Source organism: Mammaliicoccus sp. I-M35 (assembly GCF_022386455.1).
Lineage (GTDB): Bacteria > Bacillota > Bacilli > Staphylococcales > Staphylococcaceae > Mammaliicoccus > Mammaliicoccus sciuri_A.
On the sequence record NZ_JAJNIL010000013.1, the window covers coordinates 21,580 to 47,644 of the forward strand.

Below are 26,065 nucleotides of genomic sequence, written 5' to 3' on the forward strand. Positions count from 1 at the left end.
TATAATTTTTTTTGCTTATTAATACTTTATTTTTACTGTGTTATATTTTTAATTTATCCTTATCCCCCACAAAAAACCCAACATGACTTCAATGTCATGCTGGGTTTATAACTTCCGCTTCTACCTCATTATCAAAGTGATAACCGATTGTATATGTTGTGACTGTGTTTTCTAATATAGGACTTTCGCTATCTTCTCTGTTATGTCGTACGTTCTTATGTGCTTCTTTGAATACGTCTGATTTTAACCAGTTTTTGAAGCTTTGTTCTGATTCCCAGATTGTAAGTATTTTTACTTCGTCGTATTCTTCGAGGTTGTTTGTTTTTGTTACATACATTTTCTTGAATCCTTCGATTGTTTCGATACCTTGTCTCATATAGAATCTTTCTATTGTTTCGTCTGCTGTTCCTTTATAGAGTTGTAATTTATTTTCTGCCATAAACATGTTATTTCCTCTTTTCTAATTTATACTTTTACGAGTTTGGCTACGACGACGATTCGTCCTGATGTGAGTGAATATGGGTCTTCACATGTTGAGAGTGTGACGATCTTATCGTCTTTATTAATTTCTGTTGTTGTTGAGATTTGTGATTTTTTTAATGTTTGTTCTAGAAATTGTTCATATGTTGCTTTGTCTTTAAAGTCTGTTTGTATGTAATTATCTTTTGTTGTTGTTTCATAGGCGCTAATGACTTCTAATTGATATTTACCGTATTGTGTGTCGTACTGAATCGTCTTATGTTGATTATAAAATGATTGATCTAAATATTTTTCTACGACGTCAAACATGGTGTTATCTCCTACGTGATGTCCATATATGACGGTATTCATTTTATCGTGCTTTGGTGTATTACGATAATCCATAAAGATACTACCTTTTCTACTTTCTTGTTGTTCAAAGTCTTTCTTTAAGTAGTCTTTGTTGTCTTTCGATTGTAGTATTGGATAGTTCAATGATGTGCCTTCTAGATGTATCCATCCTATGATATCTTTGTTGATATTACTGAGTTGTTTGAATTGTGGTCGCACGGTATTGGTGTTTGTCATTTGTGTATAATTTTGTTGTAAATGAATGTAGCGTTCTTCCGCTTCTTTAACTTCTTGCTTATTGTGAAACATGACATATCCAGACCATATGATGACAGCGACTAATGCTATTTGAATGATTTTAATGATGATTTTCATGAGGCGTCCTACCCTTTCTCTTACAAATCAACATGCCACATTCTGGGTCATGGATGATTTTCGCATCGATATTATATACGCGTGAAATAAAGGATTCTGTTACGACTTCTTCTGGAGGTCCTTGGATGACTTGATTGTTATGTATACATACGATTTCATCGCTATATTCTATCGCTTGGTTAATGTCATGTAACACCATAATAATGGTGATATTAAAGTTCTCTTTCAGTGATCGGATAATGTCCAACACTTGATATTGATAGTTTAAATCTAAGTAAGTCGTTGGTTCATCTAGCAACATATATTGTGGTTCTTGCGCAAGTGACATCGCGATATACACACGTTGTAATTCTCCGCCTGACAATTCACTAATGGCTTTATCTTGAAAGTCTTCTAGTTCTAGTTGATGTAACACATGCTGAATGACTTCTTCTTGTTTGATATCTTTCTTCAATATGGATTGGTAACTATATCTTCCACATTGTACGACTTCTTTTACTGTAAAATCTTCTGGCGCACGGTTAGTTTGATGTACGGTTGCTAACTGCCTTGCTAACGTCTTTCTATTTAATGATGAAATAGCTTGATTATCTAAGTAAACAATACCTTCACTCGGTTCTAAATTACGTGATAATATTTGTAACAATGTTGATTTACCTGATCCATTAGGTCCGATGATAGTTGTAATGGCGTGCTTTTTGAGTTGTATGTTTAACGATTTAAAAATATGCTTTCGCTGATATTTGAAACTAACGTTCTCTGTTCGCATGGACATACGCTCCTTTACAAATAAGGTAAATCAAGAATGGTCCACCTACTACAGTTGTTATCGTACTCGCTGGTATCTCTAAAGGTGGCGCTATTGTTCGACCTGCTGTGTCTGCTAATAATACGAGCCATGCACCAAATATAATGGAATAAGGTATGACTTTTTTATAATTCGTTCCAACGATACGTCTTATAATGTGTGGCACGATTAAGCCTACAAATGCTAACTGACCTACGATAGCTGTTGCGCTACTTGCTAAAAATACAGCAACTAAACCGACGATGAGGCGGTATTTCGTAATATTAAAACCAATATTATGCGCTTGTTTATCTTCGAATGATAACAAGTTCACTTTGTTTACTAACATGAGTGCGAATATAATCCCTATTGTTGAAGTGACGGCGATTATATAAACATCTTGCCATACTTTCATCGTTAACCCTGTCGGTAACTGCATAACAGGACTCATAGATAAAAGCTCTATTACACCATTTAACATGGCATATATCGCAACACCTACTAATATGAGTCTAATCGGTGTTATGTGATAACGAGATACTAAAAGGAATAATATAAGAAACGGTATAACCCCACCAATAAAGACGAATATCGGTAAATAGAAATACAAGGTAGGTAAAAATATAAGTATGACACCTCGTGCAACAAGTGCACCAGATGTCACACCAATAATATTCGCTTCAGCTAGAGGATTTTGTAATACCGCTTGTAGCAAAGCCCCTGATACACTCAGAGCAGCTCCAACAAATAACGCGATGAATATTCTTGGCATGCGTAAATCAATAACTGCATCTACTTGAGGTTCAGTACCTGTTGTGAGTTTCGTGATGATTTGTTCTATACTTAAAGGTAACTTACCACTTACAAGCGATATATAAATTGTTACGACAAGCATACATAACATGATCCAGAACGTGAGTCGCGAATATTTTTTCATGTTTTAACCTCTTTACTTATTATATAAAATGTCATAAAGCTGTACTAACGCATCGTCAGCTTTAATACTTGCTGTTATGCCAAATGGTATTTCTTCTAAATCATAAACTCTATTATTTTTAACTGCGTCAAAGTGTTTCCATATATCATTTGTACTAAACTCTTTCTTAAACATTTCTTTTACTTGATCTGGAAAACCATGTGGCAATCTTAAAATAATATCAGGATTGACTTTATAAAGTTCTTCCGTATTAGAAGATAAATAAGCTCTTGATTCATTTTGTATAACATTCTCTCCTCCGGCAATTTTCACTAAATCACCAATATAAGAGTGTTCTGTTGCTACAAGATAACTACCAGGTACACCCATAAGAATTAGTACTTTAGGGCGTTCTTTGCCTTGAATCTTAGCTTTAATTTCAGCTTCGGCATTTTCAAACTTTTTATTAAGTTTTTTAGCCTGTTCTTTACGGTTGAACGTATTACCCATTTCAGTGATAGATTTCTTCAAACCATTTAAACTGTCGTAATCATAATAAGTACCTTTCATTTTAAGTTGTTCAAACACAGGATCCATTTCAGATTTAATTGTTGTAACCGTTAATACATGTGTTGGATTAAGTGATTTTACAACTTCCACATTCGGTTTCTTAGGCTGACCAATTTCAGGTACATCTTTGTATCGCTTCGGTAAATCTTTATAAGTTGTCGGTTTACCTACGATATCTAAATCTAATGCATCTAAAGTTTCCGTTAAAGCTACAGTAGTTGGTACGATTCTGAATTCTTCTTTCTTCTGTTTACTTGCAGGTTCTGATGATTTACTAAAGTTGATGTTACAAGCCGCAAGTAGACAGCTACATATAAGTATTAAACTTAATAGCGATTTGATCTTCATTTAGATGCTCGCTTCTTACCTAAGAAGAATGAACCAGCTAATAACAATACTGCACCACTGAAGATAAGTGCATATGTCATTGCATCTCCACTGCTACTTGTTGAAGGATTAACGAGTTTCATGTTTGTTGAACCATCTGCGTTACGATCGAAACTTGGATTGGCTTTATCTGCAGTTGTAGAACTTGTTGCATTGTTACCACTTGTCACAGCTTGATTTGCAGGTGTGGCAGGTGATGAACTATGATTTGTTGAACTATTTGCTCCAGATGAAGCATTCGAAGATTCGGATTTTTGGTCATCTGATTGTGTTGTCTGATTGTGTTGAACATTATTAGAATCATGACCTTTAATGTCATCATCTTTACTTGGTGTGCTGACAGGTTGTTGTTGTTCATCACTTGTGTCTGTATTTCCGTTGCCAGATGCCGCTTCTTTATCAAATTCAATTCGTGTTGTGTAATGATTGTCGTAATTAATTGCTGGTACAACAATGTGCACTTTAGATGTTAATACTTTTAAATCTTTCGGCTTTTCAAAGCGAATGATTTTTGTATCTGCAGATTGATCTTCTGACACGGTTGTGACATTTAATTTTTTATCATGATCGAATAATTCAAACGACTTCCAATATGAAGCTGATTTCAATGTTAATTCAACATATTGTTTACCATTTTCTTCAACAATACGTGCAGGTTTCACCATATATTGGTCCATATAAGATATTTCACTTGAACCATTTTTATAGACCATGTAACCTAACGTTGAAGTTGCTTTTTCTTGTTGAGTTGATCCTTGGTTGGAGCCAGACGGATTTTTAACTTTATCAGGAATTGGCACTTCTTTTTTTGTTATCGGCTTATTATCATTCTTAGGTGTTTCGTTCTTTGATATATCCTTCTTAGGTGATTCATTCTCTGATGTATCTTGCTTTGGAAGTTCTGTTTGTGGTTTCTCATGATTCGTATCCTTGGCAGGTGCTTGTTGTGTATCTTCATTATTCTGCGTTGCATTATCCTGCTTTTGGTCAGTCGTTGATTGGTTTGAATCATCTTTCGCTTTATCGTTTGAATCTACTTTTCCTGTATCTTGTTGATTTGAATTCTGAGTTGTCGGTGCACTAGGAATAACTTCTTTAAAATTTACATGAGTTGTATATTTGTTGTCATAATTGATTGCCGGTACAACAATATGAACTTTTGAAGTAAGCGATTGGCTACCTGGTTTAACTTTAAACTTAATGACTTTAGTATCAGCTTGATGATCTTCTTTAACTGTTTGAATGGCTATTGCGCCTGATTCATCATACAGTTCAAATGACTTCCAATAAGAAGCACTTTTCAAAGTCATCTCAACATACGTTTCCCCATTCTCAAAATATACCTTTGCTGGTTTCACCATATATTGATCCATATATGAGACTTCATTTGATTTATCTTTATTTACAACAAAATCAATTGTCTTACTTTCCACTGCTGATGCTTGTTCTTCTGCTGCTTCAACTTTTTTCATTGTTGTATGACTAAGCGGTTCATAAGTGTTGAATGAAAGAGTTGAGAATAATAAAGAAAACGCTAATAGTGACTTAACATTTTTCTTCATTAATTATGACCTCTTTTCAATTTTTTATTGAACATAAACGTAACGATTAATAACATACCCGCAACAATTGGAAGGACTGTGATCATTACTGGTGTGCCTGCGCTCGTTTGAGGATTTTTCACATCTTGTGAAGTTGTAGAAGTAGTAGAACCACTAGATGGTGTACTACTATCTGAACTAGTTGATGCTGCTGTTGTTGAATCTTTTGAAGCATCACTAGATGAATCTGCTGCAGCCTGTCCAGAAGGTTCTTTCACGTCAAATGTGATTTTATATTTGTTATCGTATAAGAACGGTTTACCATCGACTTTTTCATTGATATAAACATCAATTGTTCCAGCAAGTTGTCCAGATGTAGAATTCACTTTAAAGCTAGACGTTCTAACGTCTGAACCTTTATCTTCACTTACGATACTTTCAGCAGAACCATCAACTGTAATACCTTTAATCCAATGGCTATGATTCATCGTTAATTGAAGTTGCTTTTCACCATTCTTAACAACTAACTTACCTGGTTTATTAAAATAATCATTTGCAATCGAAACATCTGAAGTACCATGTTTCAATACTGTGTAATCAACGTCATAAGTACCATCCTTCACATCAGCAGAAGCCACCTTACCTACACCTACTGATAATAAAATAAGTACTAATAACCCAATATTTAAAACTTGTTTAAACCTTTGCATAATATACCTCCTTTGTAAATTTATTGAAATTCTCCTTCCATCTTATAATTTAATTGATAATAGTTATCAATGTCAATATTATTTTCTGTTTTAATAAATAATTGGTCTTTAAAATTTTATTTCATGGAATTTAAAAAATAGATTAATGGAATAATTTAGGATGTAACTCAATAACATATAAATTTGAACATTCTTACTTTTATATGTACAATGGATGTAATAACTGAATAAATGTCCACTGGAAGTGCCTTATTATAGGCTGAGACTGAAGTAGTGACTTCGGGATTCCTTGAACCTGATCCAGTTCATACTGGCGTAGGAAAGTGGCGTATATAAGCTTACTTATACTTATAATTAAATTTTTACGCTATTTTTCTATACAGAAAAATAGCGTTTTTTATTTGGAGTGATTTCATTGTTTATTGCTGTTACACCGTATAAAGACTTAGATGTTGCTGATTTAGAACATTATTTAGAGATTGCAGAAGAGATTGATTTGTTATTACTGAGAGTCCCTATGACACGTAATGATCTATGCTGGGCGCTTGATTATTTATTAGCACATGGCTTTCCTCAAACGAAATTAATGATTCATTCTGATATGGCCATACTTGAAAAATATGATTTAAATTTTATTCATTTTCGTGAAGATGACGCGCACGCATTTGAATATAAAAAGCTTCATCCTCATATATCAGTCAGTATGTCTACACATTCAGTTGAAAGTGTGAAACGCGCACGTGAGTGGTCTTTAGATTTCGTATTCTTTGGTCACGTGTTTGAAACGCGTTCTAAACATGGTCTTAAACCAAGATCTTCTAAAGACATCAAAGATGCAGTATCTATAGATATTCCTGTTTATGCAATTGGTGGTATAGATACCCATTCTATTAAGTCGTTGCCTCATGGTTTTGAAGGTGTTTGTGCAATTTCATTTTTCAGAGATCGAAGTTTGCGTGAAATTCAGTTATTAAGAGAGGAGTGGCTTGCATATGTATGACGTGTTAATTGTTGGTTCAGGCGTCATGGGCATGTCTATTGCACGTGAATTAGCACTTAAGAATGAATCATTGTCTATCGCTGTGATAGATCGAGATGTGCCTGGATTACACGCATCTTATAAAGCTGGTGGCATGTTAGGTGCGCAAAATGAATTTATTGAAGATACACCCCTTTATCAACTTGCATTACGTTCGAGAGATTATTTCGAATCACTTAGTCATACGTTATATAAAGAGACGAATATCAATATTGATTATCAAGCGCACGGTTTAATTAAAATGGCCGCTTCACAAGATGATATCGACAGTTTAACAGCGCAATATCACTTTTTGAATAAGCGGGATCGTTCAGTTACGACGTTAGATAGTCCATCACTTCGTCATCTTTCAAATCATACGATTTCTTATAATCATAAAGCGATTTATATTCCATTTGATGGACAAATTAATGCCAATCAATATGCTAAAGCTTTATTGAAATCTATTGAGTATAAAGGAATTGAACGCATTTATCATACTGAAGTTAAATCCATTCATCGCTTAAATGATTCGTTTAAAGTGCTCACTGCAAACCAAATTTTACTTTCCAAAAAAGTCATTGTTGCTGGAGGCGCATGGAGTCATCAGTTATTAGCAGACTATGAAATTGAGCCTAAAGTAACAGGTGTTAAAGGTGAAGTTCTACTGTTGGAACATCCAGACTTAAAATTAGAACAAACACTTTTTATGACGAATGGCTGTTACATTGTGCCGAAACGTGGCAATCGATTTTTAGTGGGTGCGACGAGTTATGTAGATGACTATACTGTAGGCACATCAGTTGAAGGAGAAAATTGGTTAATGCGTCAAGCGTGTAAATACATTCCATTATTATCAAGTAGCCGACTCATACATAAATGGTCGGGAATTAGACCATACACTGATAATGAATGGCCAATTATGGATGAAATCGATGAAGATTTATATATTGTTACGGGGCATTATCGTAATGGCATATTACTGTCACCTATCATTGGCAAATTACTGGCTGAATGGATTGTTTATGAAGAAAGACCTACGTTATTAGAATCATTTAAAGTGAGGAGGTGTGTCCATTTATGAAATGTATTATTAATGGTGATGAATTTAATTTTGAAGATGCGTTAACGTTGTCAGATTTACTAGACTCGCTGGAACTTGATAAAGATAGAATCATTGTCGAATGGAACGATACACTCGTCAAAAGTGAACAATTTAATGATATTACTGTTAGAGAATCAGATAGATTAGAACTACTAGAATTTGTTGGAGGCGGATAAAATGTTAAAAATAGGACCATATGAACTCAATTCAAGATTATTATTAGGTACTGGTAAATTTAAAGATGAAGAAACACAATCTAAAGCAATCCAAGCATCAGGTGCAGAAGTGCTCACTTTTGCTGTAAGAAGAATGAATCTATATGACAAATCATTACCGAACCCATTAGCAAATGTTGATTTAAATCGCTTTATTACTTTTCCTAATACTGCTGGTGCACATACTGCAGAAGAAGCTGTACGTATTGCAGAAATTGCCAATCATGCTGGGCTTTGCAACTTAATTAAAGTAGAAGTCATTGGTGACGATAAGACTTTATTGCCAGACCCAATCGAAACTTATAAAGCATCTGAAATATTATTAGATAAAGGCTATATTGTCTGTCCATATATTTCGTGTGATGTTGTGTTAGCTAAACGACTTGAAGCATTAGGTGTTCACGCGATTATGCCACTAGCTTCTCCAATTGGAACAGGCAGAGGTATTAATAACCCACTCAATTTAAGATATATCATTGAACAAGCTAACATCCCCGTTATCGTAGATGCTGGTATTGGTTCACCAAAAGATGCTTGTTTCGCGATGGAACTTGGTGCAGATGCAATTTTATTAAATACTGCTATTTCTGGTGCGAAAGACCCTGTCAAAATGGCTGAAGCGATGAAATTAGGTATTGAAGCCGGACAATTAAGTTATGAGGCAGGTAGAATCCCTGTTAGATATACAGCACAAGCATCAAGTCCAACTGAAGGATTAGGATTCTTGTAATGGAACGATACGAGCGACAAATGAAGTTTCAACAGTTCGGCGCGCATAGTCAAGAAACATTGCAGAATACACGTATATTGATTATGGGTGCAGGTGCATTAGGCAGTCATGTTGCAGAACTACTCGCTCGCATGGGCGCTCATCAATTAACGATAATCGACATGGATATCGTTGAGCTTTCTAATTTACATCGTCAAGCACTCTATGATGAACGTGATGCACAAGAAATGCTTCCTAAAGTCGTTGCTTTAAAGAGGAAGATTAAACAGATTAATCATCATGTTGAATTAAATGCTATCCATCAAGAATTAACAGCACAAAACATTGAAACGATTATTAAAAATGTCCAACCAGATATTGTAATCGATGGCATGGATCAATTTGATATGCGCTTTTTAATCAATGAAGTTTGCCATAAATTAAACATTCCTTGGATATATGGTGCAGCAGTCGGAAGTAAAGGGACTGTTTATGCTATTGATTATAGCGGGCCTTGCTTAAGATGTATCCTTCAAAGCGTACCTCAAACTGGAGAAAGTTGTGCGATAAATGGTGTGCTACCACCAGTCGTTCAACAAGTAGCCAGTTACGAAGTATCAGAATTACTCAGATATGTTGCTGGAAAATCTTTTTCTAAAAAGCTCATAACCATAGATACATTTGACATGAACATACGCGCAACCAATATCAATTTATTAAAAGACAATGACTGTGTTGTCTGTGAACAAGGAATATATCAAGCATTAAACACACCACCCCTTTCATCAATAGAAGTATTATGTGGAGATACGTTCATGTTTAGATTTAAACAACACGCATTTGAATTAGCACATCACTTCCCAGGACATATCGCTAAAGAAAACGCATATGTAAAATTTATAGCATATGACGATATGACCATGACCTTATTCAAAGACGGTCGCATGAACGTACGCGGCATAGCATCACAAGAAATCGCAGAAGATATATATCAACAGTTTAATAGGTGTATAAGGTAGGGAGCGGGATGGGATTGGACCAAATCTTGGATGCAGTTGCGGGTGAGGTCTTGGCTTTATTCAGGCGTTAAGCCAAGACTTGCCTCTTCTCTTGGCTTTACTCGGTACTTAAGCTATGACTTGGACTATCTCTTGGCTTTACTCAGTACTTAAGCTATGACTTCGCTCATCTCTTGGCTTTATTCAGTACTTAAGCCATGACTTGGGGCATCTCTTGGCTTTACTCAATACTTAAGCCAAGACTTGGGTGATCTCTTGGCTTTATTCAGGCGTTAAGCCATGACTTGGGTGATCTCTTGGCTTTACTCGGTACTTAAGCCATGACTTGGGGCTTCTCTTGGCTTTATTCGGTACTTAAGCCATGACTTGACCTATCTCTTGGCTTTATTCAGGCGTTAAGCCAAGACTTGCCTCTTCTCTTGGCTTTACTCGGTACTTAAGCCATGACTTTGGGCATCTCTTGGCTTTATTCAGGCGTTAAGCCATGACTTGGGTGATCTCTTGGCTTTACTCGGTACTTAAGCCATGACTTGCCTCTTCTCTTGGCTTTATTCAGGCGTTAAGCCATGACTTGGACCATCTCTTGGCTTTATTCAGGCGTTAAGCCATGACTTGGACCATCTCTTGGCTTTATTCAGGCGTTAAGCCAAGACTTGGACCATCTCTTGGCTTTACTCGGTACTTAAGCCATGACTTGGACCATCTCTTGGCTTTATTCGGTACTTAAGCCATGACTTGGGCGATCTCTTGGCTTTACTCGGTACTTAAGCCATGACTTGGGCGATCTCTTGGCTTTATTCAACACTTAAGCCATGACTTTGGGCATTTCTTGGCTTTATTCGGTACTTAAGCCATGACTTGCCTCTTCTCTTGGCTTTATTCAGTACTTAAGCCATGACTTGGGGCATCTCTTGGCTTTATTCGATACTTAAGCCATGACTTTGGGCATCTCTTGGCTTTATTCAGGACTTAAGCCATGACTTGGACCATCTCTTGGCTTTACTCGGTACTTAAGCCATGACTTGGAGCATCTCTTGGCTTTATTCAGGCGTTAAGCCAAGACTCACCCATCCAATATCTCTTTCAAAACAATTGCTTGATTGTGTTTTTCGTCTTTGGCGCCATACAGAATGATGAGTGTTTGTTTGTTTTCTTTATAAATTTCTTTTAGCTGATTTAAAGCTTCTTGTTGCTCTCCTGATTCGAGTTCTTGTTTATATTTTTCTTTGAATGTTTCAAATTTGCTTGGTTCGTGATTGAACCATTTTCTTAATTCACTTGAGGGAGCGATGTCTTTTAACCAATGATCTAAATTTGCTTTGTCTTTAGATATCCCTCTCGGCCATACTCGGTCCACTAATACTCTTACACCTTTTTCATCAAGATTATTATAAATTCTATCTATTTTACATGCCATGAATAATCGACTCCTTTATATATATTTAGCCTACAGAAGTGAATCTTAAACCATAAAAGAAAACGCTTAATGTGTTATACTATATCTCAAATGGTAGGTTTAATTTCTAAATAAAAAATCTCGAAATGATGAACGGAGTGAATTTTTTTATGACTCAATACGACAGCCAGATTTTAAAAGAAAAATACTTAAATTTATTAGCAGAAAAGTTTGATGAAGAAGAAAAAGTAGCAACTGAAATTATTAATTTACAATCTATTTTAGACTTACCTAAAGGAACAGAACATTTCGTAAGTGACTTACATGGCGAATATCATGCATTCCAACATGTTTTAAGAAATGGTTCTGGTAATGTGAGAGCTAAAATTAATGATATTTTCAAAGATACACATTCTGAAGAACATATTAGTGACCTTGCTGCACTCGTTTATTATCCAGAAGAAAAATTGAAACTCGTTAAAAATCAATTCGCTTCAAAAGCGGAACTAAACGATTGGTATATTGAAACAATTCAACAGATGATACATCTTATTTCATACGCTTCAAGTAAGTATACACGTTCTAAGTTACGTAAAGCTTTACCTAAACAATTCGTATACATAATCGAAGAGTTATTATATAAAAGCAATGTCTATAACAATAAAACGACTTACTACGAAACAATTGTTCAAAAAATCATTTCACTTGGTCAATCAGATAAACTGATTATTGGTTTAGCATACACGATTCAAAGATTAGTCGTTGACCATTTACATGTTGTAGGAGATATTTATGACCGTGGTCCTGAACCCGATAAAATTATGGAGACGTTAATCAATTATCATTCTGTTGATATCCAATGGGGTAACCATGACGTATTGTGGATTGGCGCTTATGCCGGTTCAAAAGTATGTTTAGCGAACATTTTAAGAATATGCGCACGTTATGATAATTTAGATATCATTGAAGATGCATATGGCATTAATTTGCGACCTTTAGTTAATTTAGCTGAAAAATATTACGGCGATAATACTGCATTTCATCCAAAAAAACATGCCGACAAAGAACTATCAGAAGAAGAAAAACTTCAAATCACTAAGATTCATCAAGCAATCGCCATCATTCAATTTAAACTAGAAAGTCCAATTATTAAACGTCGTCCTTCATTTGATATGGAAGAAAGACTCGTACTAGAAAAAGTAAATTACGATAAAAATGAAATTACTATTTACGGTCAAACGTATCAATTAGAAAATACATGTTTTGAAACCGTTGACCGAGCAAATCCAGCACAACTAAACGAAGAAGAAGAGGAAGTCATTAATAAACTTCTACTTTCAGTACAAGAATCTGAAAAACTGAAACGTCATATGAACTTTTTAATGAAAAAAGGTAACTTGTATTTAAAATATAATGGTAATTTACTTATCCACGGATGTATACCCGTAGATGAACAAGGTAATATGGAAGAAATGGAAATTGACGGTAAAGTGTATAATGGGCGAGAATTATTAGACCAATTCGAATATCATATTAGAAATTCATTTAGTCGTAAACATGAAACAGATGACTTATCTACAGATTTAATTTGGTATTTATGGACAGGTAAATATTCTTCATTATTCGGTAAACGTGCCATGACAACATTCGAAAGATATTTTATAAAAGATAAAGCATCACATAAGGAAGAAAAAAATCCTTATTATTACTTAAGAGAAGACAGCGATATGTGTCGCAAAATGTTAGAAGAGTTTGATTTAGATCCTGAACAAGGTCGTATTATCAACGGTCATACACCTGTTAAAGAAATTGATGGTGAAAATCCAATTAAAGCAAATGGTAAGATGATCGTTATCGACGGTGGATTTTCAAAAGCTTATCAATCTACAACAGGTATCGCAGGCTATACATTGCTGTATAACTCATTTGGTATGCAGCTCGTTGCTCACAAACACTTTGGTACAAAAGAAAACGTACTACTCAACGGGGCTGATGAGCTATCCGTTAGACGTGTTGTAGACGAAGAACTCGAAAGAAAGAAAGTTCGAGATACAAATATCGGCGCCAAATTACAAGAAGAAATTCAAATGTTACAAGAATTGATGTCATATCGTTATATAGATTAAAAAAACCGCGAAAACTAACGTGAGCTGTTAGTTTTCGCGGTTTTTCTTATATGTTATTTGAAAAGGAACATATGACTTTTCATATATTAGCGCACGATATCTTACAGTCTTCGTGCGATACGACCTGATTTTGCACCCTAGCGCACGATATCTCGCAGTCTTCGTGCGTTATGCCCCTTTTTTATACCCTAGCGCACGATATCTCGCAGTCTTCGTGCGATACGACCTGATTTTGCACCTTAGCGCACGATATCTTACAGTCTTCGTGCGTGATTCTCCAATTCAAATTTCATCTTCAAGTAAAATCTCGTTCTATTTTCTTTTTCCATGTTTTTGAGAAGCATTGTTCGCCTTCGTTATAAGCTACAACTTTATTATATAAGTAATAATAGTCTGCATCACATGTCATTGTACTAAATGTCTCTACTTCAGTATCTATATCATCATCTTTAACAATCACTTTCCAATCACATTGGACTTTGGCTGATAATGGATCGTCTTCTTTAATTGTATAGACATTTAAGTTCTCTGTTCCATATGTGATATGACTATCTTTTAATGTTCTCAACCCTTCATCTGAATAATCTCTTAATTCCCATACATTGGTCGTTAACCGCTTCGTGATATCCCTCGTTCGAGACCCTTCTCTATGAATGATTTTTTCTAGAGGTTGTGCAGTTTCTGATAAAGGATAGTCTAATTGAATTTCTTCAAAATGATCAACTAAAGGTAATATCAATTGTGAATACTCTAAATCCACTTTTATATTTGCTACCTCTTTGCTCGGCCAAATTTGTGGCCAATATGTAGGTGAGATAGACACTTCTATTTTATGTCCTGCTGGTATTTGATAGCCTATGACATCTAGAGGTACTTCTGCATTGATATACTCGTTTATAGGTAATGTCTCTGGCGTTTCATGACTCTTGTAGTGATTTAGATTCAACTGACCTTTCGTAATCAATGTCTTCTTGCCATTTGGATGTACATCAGAAATACGCACATGAATATTGCCATATTCACGATCAGATTTAACATGAAGCTTTGCGACAGGTTGTCCAATGATATTCAATGTTTCACCATACGTTTCAACCATAAATGAGCATGCTAAAGCATTATCGATTGTTTGGTCATCTGGCAAGTCCCCTTCTTGGCCAAAAGGACAGAACACGCCTGAATAAAGACCATGTTGTTGATTATTTTTCAACGTGATTTCTTGCGTCATACTACTAAAAATATCTTTCGACTTGGTATCTTCTTTTAATAAATCTAGCCATTTGCCTTCTCGATAGTCGTATGAAGTTTGTGGTTCTACACTCTCTTGAACATAAACAAGAAATTCATCTTTATGGTTAATATGCTCATTCGGTTCCATCCATTTATCTAACCATGCGACAACTTCTTGTAAATATCCAAATTGAGGTCCAGGAATTGCGACGTCTGGAAATTCATGTGCCCAAGGTCCTATAATACCTTTCTTTGGAACATTTAAATGACGCATTAAACGAAACACAGCATTTGTATAACCGTCTGCCCAACCACTCATCGTTAATACCGGAATGGTAATGTTTGAATAATCTTCATTGATAGAACCGTGCTTCCAATAATCATCTCTTGTTTGATGACTAACCCATTCTTCCACAAACGGTGGTGTATGTTCTAAACGTTCAAGCCAATTTTCATACCAGTTATCCCCGAAATATTTCGGAAAAGCTGGTCGTGCATTATATGCAAACATCGTAGAAGCCCACCAAAGCATATCAGAAGCCATAAGCGTTCCGCCTTTATAATGAACGTCATCCGCGTATCGATCATCCGTTGAACATAATGAGATAATGGTCTTCAATGCTTCTGGTTGTCTCGCAGCAACTTGTAATCCGTTAAATCCTCCCCACGATTTACCAATCATTGCTATTGATCCATTTGACCATTCTTGGTTTGTTATCCATTCTATAATGTCCAATGCATCGTCTTGTTCTTGTAACGGATATTCGTCTTCGATAATACCTTCAGAATCCCCAGTTCCCCTTATATCAACTCGAATAGCAGTATACCCAAACCCTGCAAAATACTTATGTCTAATTTCATCCCGTAAAGCTGTAAATTCATCTTTTCTATATGGTAAATATTCTAATACCGCGCCTTTTGTCTTTGAGTCGGTCTTAGGTTGCCAGATTTTAGCTGATAATTTCGTACCATCTTGCATCGTTATCCAAGTATGATGAATCACTTCGATTTCAAATGGAAATTGTGTTCGCTCAGTTATTTTATTATAGTCTACATCAAAAACACCCATGTAAAATCCTCCTCTATTTATCTATTACTGCTTATTATACATAATTACATATATAAAAACTGACCAGACACTTTCGTCTGATCAGTTCGTACTATTATCCATTTTGAAGTAAATACATTTTGTGATAAATACCGTCTTGTTTAATCAACTCGTCATGTGTACCTCTTTCAACGATTTCACCTTTATTCAATACGAGTATTTGATCAGCATCTTGAATAGTTGAAAGTCTATGTGCAATCGCTAATGTTGTTCTGCCTTTTCTCATTTTTTCTAAAGATGCTTGAATTTGCGCTTCTGTTTCTGAATCGATATTAGCAGTCGCTTCATCCAGTATTAATATTTTCGGATCACTTGCGATCGTTCTTGCAAATGCTAACAATTGTCTTTCTCCACTTGAGAATGCACTACCTTTTTCGATTACTTTATGATCATATTTCCCAGGTAATTTATTGATAAATTGATCTGCATTTACAAATTCAGCCGCTTCTTGCACTTTTTCAAAAGTCATCGTCGGGTGATACAATTTTATATTCGATGTGATCGTTCCGTAAAAAATAAATGCATCTTGAAGCACAAGCCCAATATTAGATTTCAGTTCTTTTTTCGGTATTTGCTTAATCGATTGTTGATCGATTAGTATTTCACCTTGTTCAAATTCATAAAATCTCATAAACAAGTTAATGATTGAACTTTTACCAGAACCTGTATGCCCAACAAGTGCAACTGTTTCACCTGGGTTTGCGGTAAATGATATATTTTTTAATACATCTGTTTTGCCATCGTAACTAAACGTTACATCTTTAAATTCAATTTTGCCGTCACTAATATGAAAATCTTGACGTTCATGTTGCTCGGGTTCAAGCATATCATTATCGATAAGTTTAAATACACGACTCGCTGATACGAGTGCTTGTTGAAGTACGTTTAAATTTTGACTGACTTGGTTAATCGGTTCAAAGAAGCGTTCCATATATTGTACAAATGCAAATACAACACCTGCTGTAATACCACCTGAAAAGCTCAATATACCGAAGTAGCTTAATATCATAATGACAGCAAATACTGAAATCATACTGATTGCCGGTCTCAGAAGTAAGCCATCGATTTTGACAGTCTTCATATTAAACTCATAGTGCTCATCGTTAATGTCATTAAATTCTTTTTGAAGTCTCTTTTCCTGATTAAATACTTGAATAATTCTCATACCTTCGATAGATTCAGCTAACTTCGCATTTAAATCTGACAAAAGCTGTCTCGCTTGAGAAAAGTATATCGCAGAATATTTTCTATAAAGTGCTAATATGACAACTATAATAGGTACAAATACAAGTGCCATTAAAGCTAATTTAAAATCTAAAATAAACATCATGACATAACTTGAAATAACCATAAATAATGCCATTAAAAATGAAGAAAATACACCGATAAACATTTCTACAATGGCTTCAGTATCATTCGTTAACCTTGATACTATACTGCCACCAGGCTCTTTATCAAAATAGCGCATGCCCAATTGACCAATTTTATCAAAAGCATCAATTCTTAATTGTTGAATGACTTTAAAAGCTAAATATTGAAATAAGTATACATTCCAATATGTTGTTACAGCACCAATAATTTGAACGACAAAGAATATGACAATCAATAATGTCATATCAGATTCTGGAAATACTCGTGGTGTTAAATAATCATCGATAAATACTTTTACTAAATAAGGTGTTGCGACACTTGCAACTGTCGAAATCGTCAGCATCAAGAAAGCAAGTGCAATGATACCTTTAAAGGGGAACGTATATTTAATTAATCTTTTGAGTACATCAAACTGATCTTTGGCAGTTAAATTATGATTTTGTGCCATCGTTGTCATCCCCCTTTGCCAATTCATCTAGACTACTCGCAAGTTTTTCATGTAACGCTTGTGATTGATACGTGTCATAATACCAACCTTTAAGATTCATCAACTCTTGATGTGTACCTCGTTCAATGATTGTGCCTTCATCCATCACGATAATCATATCGGCATGACTGACAGCACTCATTCTATGAGCTGTTATAATATTCGTCTTACCTTGTCTGACGTTCTGCATATTTTCAAGTATATGTTCTTCAGTTTCTGCATCTACTGCTGATAATGAATCATCTAATATCAGTACAGGTGGATTCATAATTAATGCCCTTGCGATAGAAATCCTTTGTTTCTGACCGCCTGATAATGATACACCTCTCTCACCAACAACTGTATTGTAGCCTTCAGGAAAACTTAATATATCTTGGTGAATATAACTAATATTACTCGCGTTATGAATGATGTCATCATCGATAGTCGGATCGCTAAAGGCAATGTTATTTCTTATTGAAGTCGAAAATAAAAAGTGGTCTTGAGGTACATAACCAAATTGCGCTCTTAAATGACGAATATCAAAATAACTTAATGGATGATGACCATATATAATTTCATCCGCTTCTTTCGTATCAAATTCGCGTAATAATAGCCGAATGATTGCACTTTTACCTGAACCTGTTCGACCAACAATACCTAATGTTGTCCCTTTTTCAATCGTGAAATGAATGTCATGTAATGCCACATTATCATCGTTTGGAAATTTAAAGGATTTAATGTCGACGTGAATATCCCCTTCAGGAATCATATCCGTCTTAACTTCTGTATCGACATCGTTTGGAACATTGGTAATTTCATTAATTCTTTCATATGATGCATGACCTCTTTGAACAATATTAAAGAATAATCCAAGTGCGAGCAGTGGCCAAACCATCATCCCTAAATAAGTTGTAAAAGTAACAAGTTGTCCAATTGTAATATCATCTTGAATCACCATTCTTGCGCCAAAGAATATCGCTAAAAAATAACTCACGCCAATTACTGACATAATCGTTGGATCAAACAATGCATCAATTTTAGAAACTTTTAAATTTTTGTATACGACATCATCACTTAGTTGCTTAAAATCTGCTTGATCGTCTTTTTCATAACCAAATGTCTTTGTAACTTTTATCCCAGCAATACTCTCTTGAGTCTTATCATTCAACTGACTAAACGCAGCTTGTGCTTTTTTGAAACCGCGGTTAAGCAACTTACCATAATAACTCGTCAATATAATCATAATAGGAAGTGGAATCATCACAATTAAAGTTAAACGCCAATCAACTGTAATCGCCATAGTAATCAGAACAGCCCCGCCTGACATCAGTGAATCCGCAATTGTCAGAACGCCGCCACCTGCTGTATTCTGAACAGCTCTAATATCATTTGTAGCATGTGCCATTAAATCTCCAGTACGTCTTTCTTGGAAAAAAGAAGGACTCATCGACGTATATTTATGATACAGTCGCTCTCTTAATATCTTCCCTAACCTCATACTTGCCCCGAAAATCATAATGCGCCAGTAGTAACGAAATACATATGTTAATACAGCAGCAAGAAATAAAATGATGAGATAAATAAGAAGCGTCTTTCCCGTTAAAGTATTAAAGCTAATACCATCAATCACTCGACCAATAATTTGTGGAGGCAACAAATCAATCAGCGCAACGAGTAATAAAATGAGAATGCCAAAAATATAATTTTTCCTTTCTTGCTTAATAAACCAGCCCAATTTTGCAAATACCTTCATAATCGTCCACACTCCCCTTATATCTACACATTTAAAATTTTAGCACAAAACAATCATCTGAAAATTGAAAGTTCATAATTTTCATACATTTATATAAAAATCATCCGAATGGCGTATATGGGAATATTGTAGATGAGGAAGATTGGGAGGTGTGGAGTTCTGGGTTTCGGCGGAGTTCTGAGGTTCGGGCGTTTGACGGATTGGAGGATGTATGTTGCTAGTTTGGTGGGTCTTGCAACTTACAGGTGTGCTATGTTGCTTGTTTGGGCAGTCTTGCAACTTACGGACGCTCTATGTTGCTTGTTTAGGCAGTCTTGCAACTTACGGACGCTCTATGTTGCTTGTTTAGGCAGTCTTGCAACAGACGGGCGTGCTATGTTGCTTGTTTGGGCAGTCTTGCAATATACGGGCGTGCTATGTTGCTAGTCACTTCCCTCTTGCAATGTTCACGGCTCCAACATTGCTAGTCACGCCCCTCTTGCAATGTTCACAGCCCCAATGTTGCTAGTCATGTTCCACTTGCAATATTCAGACCTCCAACATTGCTAGTCATGCTCCACTTGCAATGTTCACGGCTCCAACATTGCTAGTCATGTCCCTCTTGCAATGTTAGAGGTGTCCATCCTCCTCACCATCCCCAACCTACTCCTCACCCCATATACGTCCCCAAAAAAAGTCAGGGACATCATGCGAGGTGTCCCTGACTTTTTATTAGAATTTTAATTTATCTGGTCTATAAAATGCGATGATAATTGAAGCGATGATAAAGAATGCCATGGCTATAAATAACGGGAAGTCGATTTTAATATCGAATGCTGCTCCGGCTACTAATGGCCCTATCAAGTTACCAACACTTGTGGCGGCTGAGTTCAAACCACCTGCAGTACCTTGGTTATTACCTGCTAATTTAGAGAAATAGTTCGTCATAGATGGTCTGATCAAATCAAATCCTATAAATATTACGAAACTGACTAACATCACTGTAATGTAGTGAGAGGCATATACAAATGCACCAAGAATTAACACTGAGTAAATTAATGAGAATAGCGTTAATTTAATTTCACCGATCTTACCGACAAGTTTCTCGAATAAGAATAATTGGAATATTACCCCTACTATAGCGCCACCTGTAATCGCGATAGAAATATCTTTCGGTTCAAAGCCTACTTTCTCTGCTGTATATAGTGAGAACATTGTTTCTGTAGATGCTAAACCGTAAGACAATATCAACATAATGATAACTGGTACAATAAACAATTTATATGGGAATGGCTCTTTGACTTTAGGACGTGCTGTTTCATTTGAATCATCGTCACTTGCTTCTTTTAAAAGGAATACTGAGAATAACAAAGCGATGATGCCAAGTGCACCAGCAAAATAAAAAGGCATTCTATGCGAAATTTCTGCTAAGAATCCTCCTACACCCGGTCCAACTATGAACCCTGTATTAATAACGGCTGACATATAACTAAAGTTCTTTGCTCTATTTTCTGAAGTTGATAAATCTCCAATCATACCATTTACACCAGGCATGACAAACGCTGCACTAATGCCACCTAATACTCTTGAAACTAAAAGTATTGAAAATGAATTACCCATCGCGAAAATAAATTCTGAAATGGAGAATAACAGCAGGCCGATAATGATAATAATTTTTTTACCAAACTTATCTGCAAATCGTCCTCCAAACGGTGAAGCAATCATTTGGAACATTGCAAATACTGCGACCAGCATGCCTAAATCACTTCCATTTAAATCTAAATCATGCAAAATTGTAGGTAATACTGGTATAACAATACTAATACCTAAAAACATTAAAAATATATTAAAATATAAAACGTTTAACTTATTATTCATTTTAGACCTCCTTCTTCATTACTTTTAAAAATATTAAGTGATTTTCACTATATTCTAATCTATTTATTTTGATTTGCATAACATAATGCAATCTTTAATATATACAATTTATAGTGTATAGTAACTATACAGTCAATAGGAGGAACTTAATTTATGCAAAAAATTAATCAAATACCTATAAGTGAGTTTGCAAGCTTAACAAATGTTAGCCGCCAGACACTCATATACTATGATAAAATCAATCTTTTTAAACCAGATTATAAGAACGAAATTGGATACCGATATTACTCCATTAAACAAATTGAACTTATAAGTGTGATTACTTTATTGAAAGAACTCGGCATGCCACTTAAAGAAATTAAAGAATATACACAAAATAAATCACCAGAGCACTTTTTAAATTTGATGACGCAACAGAAGAAAACAATTCAAGAACAGAAGAAGCATTTAGAATTCAATGAAATGATCATTGATAGTAAAATTCAACTCATCAGAGACGCTATGGAAACATCCTTTGATCAAATTGAAATTGAAGAATATGATGAAATGACTTTCTATATCAGTGACAACATCGCGAATGCTTCAGAACTCGATTTCTTAATATCGATTAACCAGTTTATTGATGAGCTAAAATCACACGAGATTTTTTCTAGTCAGCCAATCGGTGTCGTAACCCATAAAAATGATATTTTAAGTGGCAATTACTATCATTATAGTTACCTTTACGTGAATATCCCCAATTCTAAAAAGCACTACAAAAATACCGTTACGTTAAAAGGTAAATATTTAGTCGGTTATTATATTGGCATTGATGAACATGTTGAAGAAGCTTACAACAAAATGCTAAATAAAATCGATGAATTGAATTTAACAATGGGTGAATATGTATATGAAGAATATGTATTTGATTCAGTTATTAAAAATAATGAGAATGAATATATCACTAAAATTATGATTGAAATCATATAAAAAAAGCATAGACTCCGGGAGACCTTTTCCCAGACTCTATGCTTTTATTTTATTGGAAACATCTTGAAATACGTACCGATTTTCCATAAGTATTCTAACGGACCATATTTAAAATAACTTAACCATAAACTTGAGAATATTAGCTGTATGACAAGAATGATTAAACAAAGATTCGCCGTATGTATTAAGCGACAATCTGATAATCCTAATCCATAGCTAAATAATAGTATCAATAATGTCTGCCCGATATAATTCGTAAGTGCCATTTGTCCATACGTTCTTAACGGTTTCAATAATTGTTGCACGACTTTATATTGTAACAACGTGACGAGTATACTAAAGTAACAGATCGTCATGATAGGACTCAGTATTAAAATAAATTGATTTGTTAAAGCATATTGTTTCAAATATTGTGCTTCAGTAATACCTGTATATTTAATCGCTTGGTAAGAAGCGCCAACGTAGATTTGATTTAAGTAATAGATGCCGATTACCGAAATGATCATCGAAATTACCGCAATAATGGCATAATACTTTCTATATTGGAACATTTTTTGATGTAGACCAAATTGAGCAAATGTTAAACCTAAAGTGAACAGTGGAAGCGGCATTAATATTTTTCCACCTAAGCCAATTGCAACGCATAAGAGCACGATACCGATTGCGAGATTCACCCACTTATTCACTTTAAACAGTGGTAGTAGCACTAAACCAAATATGGCGTACACGAGCAATACCTCTCCCGGTTGGAGTTGCATATGCCCTAATCCTAACAGCGCCAATATCACAATTCTTCTCAAATAAATCACATACGGATGTTCACTTTTCGCTTTCGCACGATTAATAAAAATATAAAAACCCACACCAAATAAAAATGAAAAAATCGACATAAACTTTGATTCAATAAATATATCTAAAAACTTCTGATAACGAACTTCTACTATTGAAAAATCAAATGGTACTTGTATAATGCTCGAAACATTAAGAAAAATAATACCTAATAAAGCAAATCCTCTAATATAATCTAATTCATAAATACGATGATTCGATGCAGTCGGGTTCATGACTTATGCCTCCTTTAATTCCTTGTTATAATTTACCATTTATACAAAGAAATACAACGAACAATATTGTCACATGTCCTGTCACATTAAAAAAGACTTAGACACCTCATCATGTCTAAGTCTCTTATAATAATTACATCTAAAACAACGTATGAATTGCTTTGTCGAAATATTTTTCAAAGTATTCATGTCTATGAATGCCTTCTTTATCTGTGATAAACGTTAAAGTCGAATCATCATTGACCAGCTTCTCTTTCACCAATTCAACTGCTTCATACGTATTCGGTACCATCCATTTTAATATATTAGGATATTCTACTCCTTCTTGCTCTCCTACATACCAATAAATATGACGTGGATATTCTATCGGTTTGCTATTTTTAATGAAATCTAAAAAGTTCGGATACCACATAGAAGCAGACATTAAGATATAACTACCGAATAAGTGTGGTCTTGTTAATAAAGCATATAATGAAACTAACGCGCCGAATGACCCACCACCGATTGCTAAATATTCCGCTTCATCAAAGATATGATAATGTTCTTTAAGAAATGGTATTAATTCAAATTCCAACATATCTAAATATTGATCAGCTTCTCCCGCATAATGTGCTTGATCAACTTGCTCTTCCCATGGTGTATATTCCTTATTTCTATCAACCGGTTCAATACCGACATACATAATATCTCGTGGCTTATCTTCTATCAGTTTATTAAATATATAATCCCCGTCTTGAACGATTACTGTCTTGAATGGTTTAGAATTTTGTTCATCATAACCAACTGGCATAGCAACCGTTACGAATCGGTCATTCCATAAAAATTTTTGTACAACTTGCATAACTATTCACTCCCGTTATATCTCTTCTTTAATTGAGAAACGTTATCATTTATTACATCATACCACAAATACTATTAGTTATCATTTGCATATGAGATGCCTTTGTATCATGATAAAAATAATCTTTAAATAAATTTAACAAGGGGTGTTATTTTTATGAAAAAAGCGCTAATCGTTCTTACAGAAGCATATGCAGATTGGGAAGTCAGTTACGTTGCTGCTGAACTCGCTATGTCACACGGATTTGAAATCGATACAGTATCATTAGGTGAATCAACTGTTACATCTATCGGCCAATTGAAGACAATCGTTGACTATACAATAGATAACATTAAAGAACCTTATGATGCTTTAATTATCATTGGCGGTAACAATTGGTCACAAATTGAAAATGAACAACTCGTGCAACTCATTAAGACTTCATTAGATAACAATATCGTTGTAGGCGCAATATGTGCAGCCGTTGACTTCTTTGCAAGAAATGGATTACTTACGGGATATAAACATACAGGAAATGATTTAAACCAATGGACGACTGAAAAAAACTACAAAGCCTATACAAACGCATTAGACTTTATGAATGAAGATAGTGTCGTTGATAAGAACCTTGTCACAGCAAACGGATCCAGTGCAGTAGACTTTGCATTTAATGTAATTCGTGCATTAGGACTTCTAGATTACAAAGAAACGGAAAAACAAAAATACTTTTATAAAGCAGGTTATGTATCTTATAAGATGAAATACGGAGAAATTGGATAAGAAGCGAGAAATATAAAAATAACCTTTAAGGAGCGCTCAATATGACTCAACATGAAAACATTGTCACGATTGCCTCACAATGTGGTTTAGATATTCAACCTGAATCAATTTCAATAAATGAATCAGGTCTTGATTTTCAAGTAGCATTTGCTGAAGATAGACATGGTGTTGAATGGGTATTACGTATACCTAGAAGACCAGAAGTTTATGCGCGAACAGACTCAGAAAAAGAAACTCTGGACTTCGTACAACAACATGTATCATTTGAAGTCCCTAATTGGCAAATTCATAAAGAAACATTAATTGCATATCCTAAACTAACAGGCGTACCTGCAGCTACAATTGATCCTGAATTACAACAATATGTATGGGAAATAGAACATAAACCCGTACCTCAGAATTTTATTGATACACTGGCAGAAGTACTCGTTGATTTGCATCGAATAACAAACGAAGAACTCGCTTCAAGTGATATTAAGACGACAACGATTGAACAAATTAAAGAAGATTATCAAGAACGTATGCATAAAGTGAAAGAAACGTTCGGTGTCTCCCCTGACTTATGGAATAGATGGCAAACGTGGTTAGAGAGAGATGAGCTCTGGCCAAATCATGTCACGATGATACATGGAGACTTGCATCCAGGACATATTATGGTGGATAAAGAAGCAAATGTGACAGGTCTGATATATTGGACAGAAGCCAGTCATGCAGACCCGTCCAATGATTTCATGGGACATCATCGTGTATTTGGCGATGAAGGGCTAGATGAGCTAATAGAAGCTTATGATAAAGCTGGTGGAACGACATGGCCACATATGAAAGAACATATTATTGAATTGAATGCAGTGTTTCCAATGTTTATCGCTGAATTTGCACTTGCTTCAGGAGAAGCGACATATGAGAAGATGGCAAAGAAAGAATTAGGCCTTGAGGAGTAAGATAACATCAAAAAAGGTTAGC

At 35.0% G+C, this 26,065-nt stretch carries 23 protein-coding genes and 1 riboswitch; of the genes, 9 read left to right on the forward strand and 14 right to left on the reverse strand.

What is annotated here, in order from left to right:
- Window positions 1-94: 94 nt before the first annotated feature.
- The 7 genes from LQ679_RS12970 to isdC are packed head-to-tail and all read right to left on the reverse strand — an operon-like array spanning window position 95 to window position 6,096.
- Complete coding sequence (locus LQ679_RS12970) at window positions 95-445, reverse strand: antibiotic biosynthesis monooxygenase (RefSeq protein WP_126477304.1); 351 nt, start codon at window positions 443-445, stop codon at window positions 95-97.
- 20 nt (window positions 446-465) lie between these two features.
- Window positions 466-1,185 carry a class B sortase gene (srtB, locus tag LQ679_RS12975; protein WP_239763193.1) on the reverse strand — a complete coding sequence of 240 codons (720 nt, stop codon included), beginning with the start codon at window positions 1,183-1,185 and terminating at the stop codon, window positions 466-468.
- Window positions 1,169-1,954, reverse strand: a complete 786-nt coding sequence (locus LQ679_RS12980) for an ABC transporter ATP-binding protein (RefSeq protein ID WP_239763195.1) — start codon at window positions 1,952-1,954, stop codon at window positions 1,169-1,171. The genes srtB and LQ679_RS12980 overlap by 17 nt, the downstream gene beginning before the upstream one ends.
- Window positions 1,935-2,909, reverse strand: coding sequence for a FecCD family ABC transporter permease (locus LQ679_RS12985; RefSeq protein ID WP_204173430.1), 975 nt, complete (start codon window positions 2,907-2,909; stop codon window positions 1,935-1,937). The genes LQ679_RS12980 and LQ679_RS12985 overlap by 20 nt, the downstream gene beginning before the upstream one ends.
- Before the next feature lie 12 nt (window positions 2,910-2,921).
- On the reverse strand, window positions 2,922-3,806 hold the full coding sequence (gene isdE / locus LQ679_RS12990) for a heme ABC transporter substrate-binding protein IsdE (RefSeq protein WP_126477300.1): 885 nt from the start codon (window positions 3,804-3,806) through the stop codon (window positions 2,922-2,924).
- A complete protein-coding gene (locus LQ679_RS12995; RefSeq protein WP_239763201.1) occupies window positions 3,803-5,407 on the reverse strand; it encodes an NEAT domain-containing protein in 1,605 nt (534 codons plus the stop codon). Before LQ679_RS12995 ends, isdE begins: the two co-directional genes overlap by 4 nt.
- The gene (gene isdC / locus LQ679_RS13000; protein ID WP_126477298.1) at window positions 5,407-6,096 is read right to left on the reverse strand and encodes a heme uptake protein IsdC; all 690 of its coding nucleotides are present in this window, start codon (window positions 6,094-6,096) and stop codon (window positions 5,407-5,409) included. The genes LQ679_RS12995 and isdC overlap by 1 nt, the downstream gene beginning before the upstream one ends.
- Before the next feature lie 230 nt (window positions 6,097-6,326).
- Window positions 6,327-6,435: riboswitch (TPP riboswitch) on the forward strand.
- Window positions 6,436-6,502: 67 nt separating this feature from the next.
- On the opposite strand from isdC, the gene LQ679_RS13005 reads away from it, so the two are divergent.
- Genes LQ679_RS13005 through LQ679_RS13025 form a run of 5 tightly spaced genes read left to right on the forward strand, consistent with a single transcriptional unit; the run spans window position 6,503 to window position 10,162 of the window.
- Window positions 6,503-7,096: a thiamine phosphate synthase gene (locus LQ679_RS13005; RefSeq protein WP_481817227.1), complete on the forward strand. Its 594-nt coding sequence runs from the start codon at window positions 6,503-6,505 to the stop codon at window positions 7,094-7,096.
- Complete coding sequence (locus LQ679_RS13010) at window positions 7,089-8,198, forward strand: NAD(P)/FAD-dependent oxidoreductase (protein WP_239763205.1); 1,110 nt, start codon at window positions 7,089-7,091, stop codon at window positions 8,196-8,198. Before LQ679_RS13005 ends, LQ679_RS13010 begins: the two co-directional genes overlap by 8 nt.
- Window positions 8,195-8,395: a sulfur carrier protein ThiS gene (gene thiS, locus LQ679_RS13015; RefSeq protein WP_037589891.1), complete on the forward strand. Its 201-nt coding sequence runs from the start codon at window positions 8,195-8,197 to the stop codon at window positions 8,393-8,395. The genes LQ679_RS13010 and thiS overlap by 4 nt, the downstream gene beginning before the upstream one ends.
- A gap of 1 nt (window position 8,396) precedes the next feature.
- Window positions 8,397-9,164 carry a thiazole synthase gene (locus LQ679_RS13020; protein ID WP_239763208.1) on the forward strand — a complete coding sequence of 256 codons (768 nt, stop codon included), beginning with the start codon at window positions 8,397-8,399 and terminating at the stop codon, window positions 9,162-9,164.
- Window positions 9,164-10,162, forward strand: coding sequence for a ThiF family adenylyltransferase (locus LQ679_RS13025; protein ID WP_239763211.1), 999 nt, complete (start codon window positions 9,164-9,166; stop codon window positions 10,160-10,162). The genes LQ679_RS13020 and LQ679_RS13025 overlap by 1 nt, the downstream gene beginning before the upstream one ends.
- A 1,063-nt stretch (window positions 10,163-11,225) precedes the next feature.
- On the opposite strand, the gene LQ679_RS13030 is transcribed toward LQ679_RS13025, so the two are convergent.
- Window positions 11,226-11,579 (reverse strand): DUF488 domain-containing protein, encoded by a 354-nt coding sequence (locus LQ679_RS13030; RefSeq protein ID WP_239763213.1) that lies wholly within the window; start codon window positions 11,577-11,579, stop codon window positions 11,226-11,228.
- 149 nt (window positions 11,580-11,728) lie between these two features.
- On the opposite strand from LQ679_RS13030, the gene LQ679_RS13035 reads away from it, so the two are divergent.
- Window positions 11,729-13,684, forward strand: a complete 1,956-nt coding sequence (locus LQ679_RS13035; protein ID WP_204258725.1) for a fructose-1,6-bisphosphatase — start codon at window positions 11,729-11,731, stop codon at window positions 13,682-13,684.
- A gap of 295 nt (window positions 13,685-13,979) precedes the next feature.
- Here LQ679_RS13035 and LQ679_RS13040 read toward each other — a convergent pair whose 3' ends face one another.
- The 4 genes from LQ679_RS13040 to norA form a co-directional block, all read right to left on the reverse strand.
- Window positions 13,980-15,980 (reverse strand): CocE/NonD family hydrolase, encoded by a 2,001-nt coding sequence (locus LQ679_RS13040; RefSeq protein WP_239763222.1) that lies wholly within the window; start codon window positions 15,978-15,980, stop codon window positions 13,980-13,982.
- Window positions 15,981-16,074: 94 nt separating this feature from the next.
- A complete protein-coding gene (locus LQ679_RS13045) occupies window positions 16,075-17,838 on the reverse strand; it encodes an ABC transporter ATP-binding protein (RefSeq protein WP_239763224.1) in 1,764 nt (587 codons plus the stop codon).
- A complete protein-coding gene (locus LQ679_RS13050) occupies window positions 17,822-19,612 on the reverse strand; it encodes an ABC transporter transmembrane domain-containing protein (protein WP_191836373.1) in 1,791 nt (596 codons plus the stop codon). Before LQ679_RS13050 ends, LQ679_RS13045 begins: the two co-directional genes overlap by 17 nt.
- 711 nt (window positions 19,613-20,323) lie before the next feature.
- Window positions 20,324-21,469, reverse strand: coding sequence for a multidrug efflux MFS transporter NorA (gene norA, locus LQ679_RS13055; protein WP_191836526.1), 1,146 nt, complete (start codon window positions 21,467-21,469; stop codon window positions 20,324-20,326).
- Window positions 21,470-21,622: 153 nt separating this feature from the next.
- On the opposite strand from norA, the gene LQ679_RS13060 reads away from it, so the two are divergent.
- Entirely contained in the window at window positions 21,623-22,438 is an 816-nt protein-coding gene (locus LQ679_RS13060; RefSeq protein WP_239763226.1) for a MerR family transcriptional regulator, read from the forward strand.
- A gap of 44 nt (window positions 22,439-22,482) precedes the next feature.
- Here the strand turns inward: LQ679_RS13060 and LQ679_RS13065 are convergent, their stop codons facing one another.
- Both LQ679_RS13065 and LQ679_RS13070 read right to left on the reverse strand, forming a co-directional pair.
- Window positions 22,483-23,502, reverse strand: coding sequence for a DUF418 domain-containing protein (locus LQ679_RS13065; protein ID WP_239763229.1), 1,020 nt, complete (start codon window positions 23,500-23,502; stop codon window positions 22,483-22,485).
- A gap of 139 nt (window positions 23,503-23,641) precedes the next feature.
- On the reverse strand, window positions 23,642-24,343 hold the full coding sequence (locus LQ679_RS13070) for an alpha/beta hydrolase (protein WP_239763234.1): 702 nt from the start codon (window positions 24,341-24,343) through the stop codon (window positions 23,642-23,644).
- Between the two features lie 156 nt (window positions 24,344-24,499).
- Between LQ679_RS13070 and LQ679_RS13075 the strand changes: the two genes are divergently transcribed.
- Window positions 24,500-25,102 (forward strand): DJ-1/PfpI family protein, encoded by a 603-nt coding sequence (locus tag LQ679_RS13075; RefSeq protein ID WP_239763236.1) that lies wholly within the window; start codon window positions 24,500-24,502, stop codon window positions 25,100-25,102.
- 41 nt (window positions 25,103-25,143) lie between these two features.
- Window positions 25,144-26,043 carry a macrolide 2'-phosphotransferase gene (locus tag LQ679_RS13080; protein ID WP_239763239.1) on the forward strand — a complete coding sequence of 300 codons (900 nt, stop codon included), beginning with the start codon at window positions 25,144-25,146 and terminating at the stop codon, window positions 26,041-26,043.
- Window positions 26,044-26,065: the final 22 nt, after the last annotated feature.

Excerpts from the sequence above, each read along its gene's own strand:
- LQ679_RS12970 (WP_126477304.1), bottom strand. The coding sequence starts at position 445 with ATGTTTATGGCAGAAAATAAATTACAACTCTATAAAGGAACAGCAGAC.
- srtB (WP_239763193.1), bottom strand. The coding sequence starts at position 1,185 with ATGAAAATCATCATTAAAATCATTCAAATAGCATTAGTCGCTGTCATC.
- LQ679_RS12980 (WP_239763195.1), bottom strand. The coding sequence starts at position 1,954 with ATGCGAACAGAGAACGTTAGTTTCAAATATCAGCGAAAGCATATTTTT.
- LQ679_RS12985 (WP_204173430.1), bottom strand. The coding sequence starts at position 2,909 with ATGAAAAAATATTCGCGACTCACGTTCTGGATCATGTTATGTATGCTT.
- isdE (WP_126477300.1), bottom strand. The coding sequence starts at position 3,806 with ATGAAGATCAAATCGCTATTAAGTTTAATACTTATATGTAGCTGTCTA.
- LQ679_RS12995 (WP_239763201.1), bottom strand. The coding sequence starts at position 5,407 with ATGAAGAAAAATGTTAAGTCACTATTAGCGTTTTCTTTATTATTCTCA.
- isdC (WP_126477298.1), bottom strand. The coding sequence starts at position 6,096 with ATGCAAAGGTTTAAACAAGTTTTAAATATTGGGTTATTAGTACTTATT.
- LQ679_RS13010 (WP_239763205.1), top strand. The coding sequence starts at position 7,089 with ATGTATGACGTGTTAATTGTTGGTTCAGGCGTCATGGGCATGTCTATT.
- thiS (WP_037589891.1), top strand. The coding sequence starts at position 8,195 with ATGAAATGTATTATTAATGGTGATGAATTTAATTTTGAAGATGCGTTA.
- LQ679_RS13020 (WP_239763208.1), top strand. The coding sequence starts at position 8,397 with ATGTTAAAAATAGGACCATATGAACTCAATTCAAGATTATTATTAGGT.
- LQ679_RS13025 (WP_239763211.1), top strand. The coding sequence starts at position 9,164 with ATGGAACGATACGAGCGACAAATGAAGTTTCAACAGTTCGGCGCGCAT.
- LQ679_RS13030 (WP_239763213.1), bottom strand. The coding sequence starts at position 11,579 with ATGGCATGTAAAATAGATAGAATTTATAATAATCTTGATGAAAAAGGT.
- LQ679_RS13035 (WP_204258725.1), top strand. The coding sequence starts at position 11,729 with ATGACTCAATACGACAGCCAGATTTTAAAAGAAAAATACTTAAATTTA.
- LQ679_RS13040 (WP_239763222.1), bottom strand. The coding sequence starts at position 15,980 with ATGGGTGTTTTTGATGTAGACTATAATAAAATAACTGAGCGAACACAA.
- LQ679_RS13045 (WP_239763224.1), bottom strand. The coding sequence starts at position 17,838 with ATGGCACAAAATCATAATTTAACTGCCAAAGATCAGTTTGATGTACTC.
- LQ679_RS13050 (WP_191836373.1), bottom strand. The coding sequence starts at position 19,612 with ATGAAGGTATTTGCAAAATTGGGCTGGTTTATTAAGCAAGAAAGGAAA.
- norA (WP_191836526.1), bottom strand. The coding sequence starts at position 21,469 with ATGAATAATAAGTTAAACGTTTTATATTTTAATATATTTTTAATGTTT.
- LQ679_RS13060 (WP_239763226.1), top strand. The coding sequence starts at position 21,623 with ATGCAAAAAATTAATCAAATACCTATAAGTGAGTTTGCAAGCTTAACA.
- LQ679_RS13065 (WP_239763229.1), bottom strand. The coding sequence starts at position 23,502 with ATGAACCCGACTGCATCGAATCATCGTATTTATGAATTAGATTATATT.
- LQ679_RS13070 (WP_239763234.1), bottom strand. The coding sequence starts at position 24,343 with ATGCAAGTTGTACAAAAATTTTTATGGAATGACCGATTCGTAACGGTT.
- LQ679_RS13075 (WP_239763236.1), top strand. The coding sequence starts at position 24,500 with ATGAAAAAAGCGCTAATCGTTCTTACAGAAGCATATGCAGATTGGGAA.
- LQ679_RS13080 (WP_239763239.1), top strand. The coding sequence starts at position 25,144 with ATGACTCAACATGAAAACATTGTCACGATTGCCTCACAATGTGGTTTA.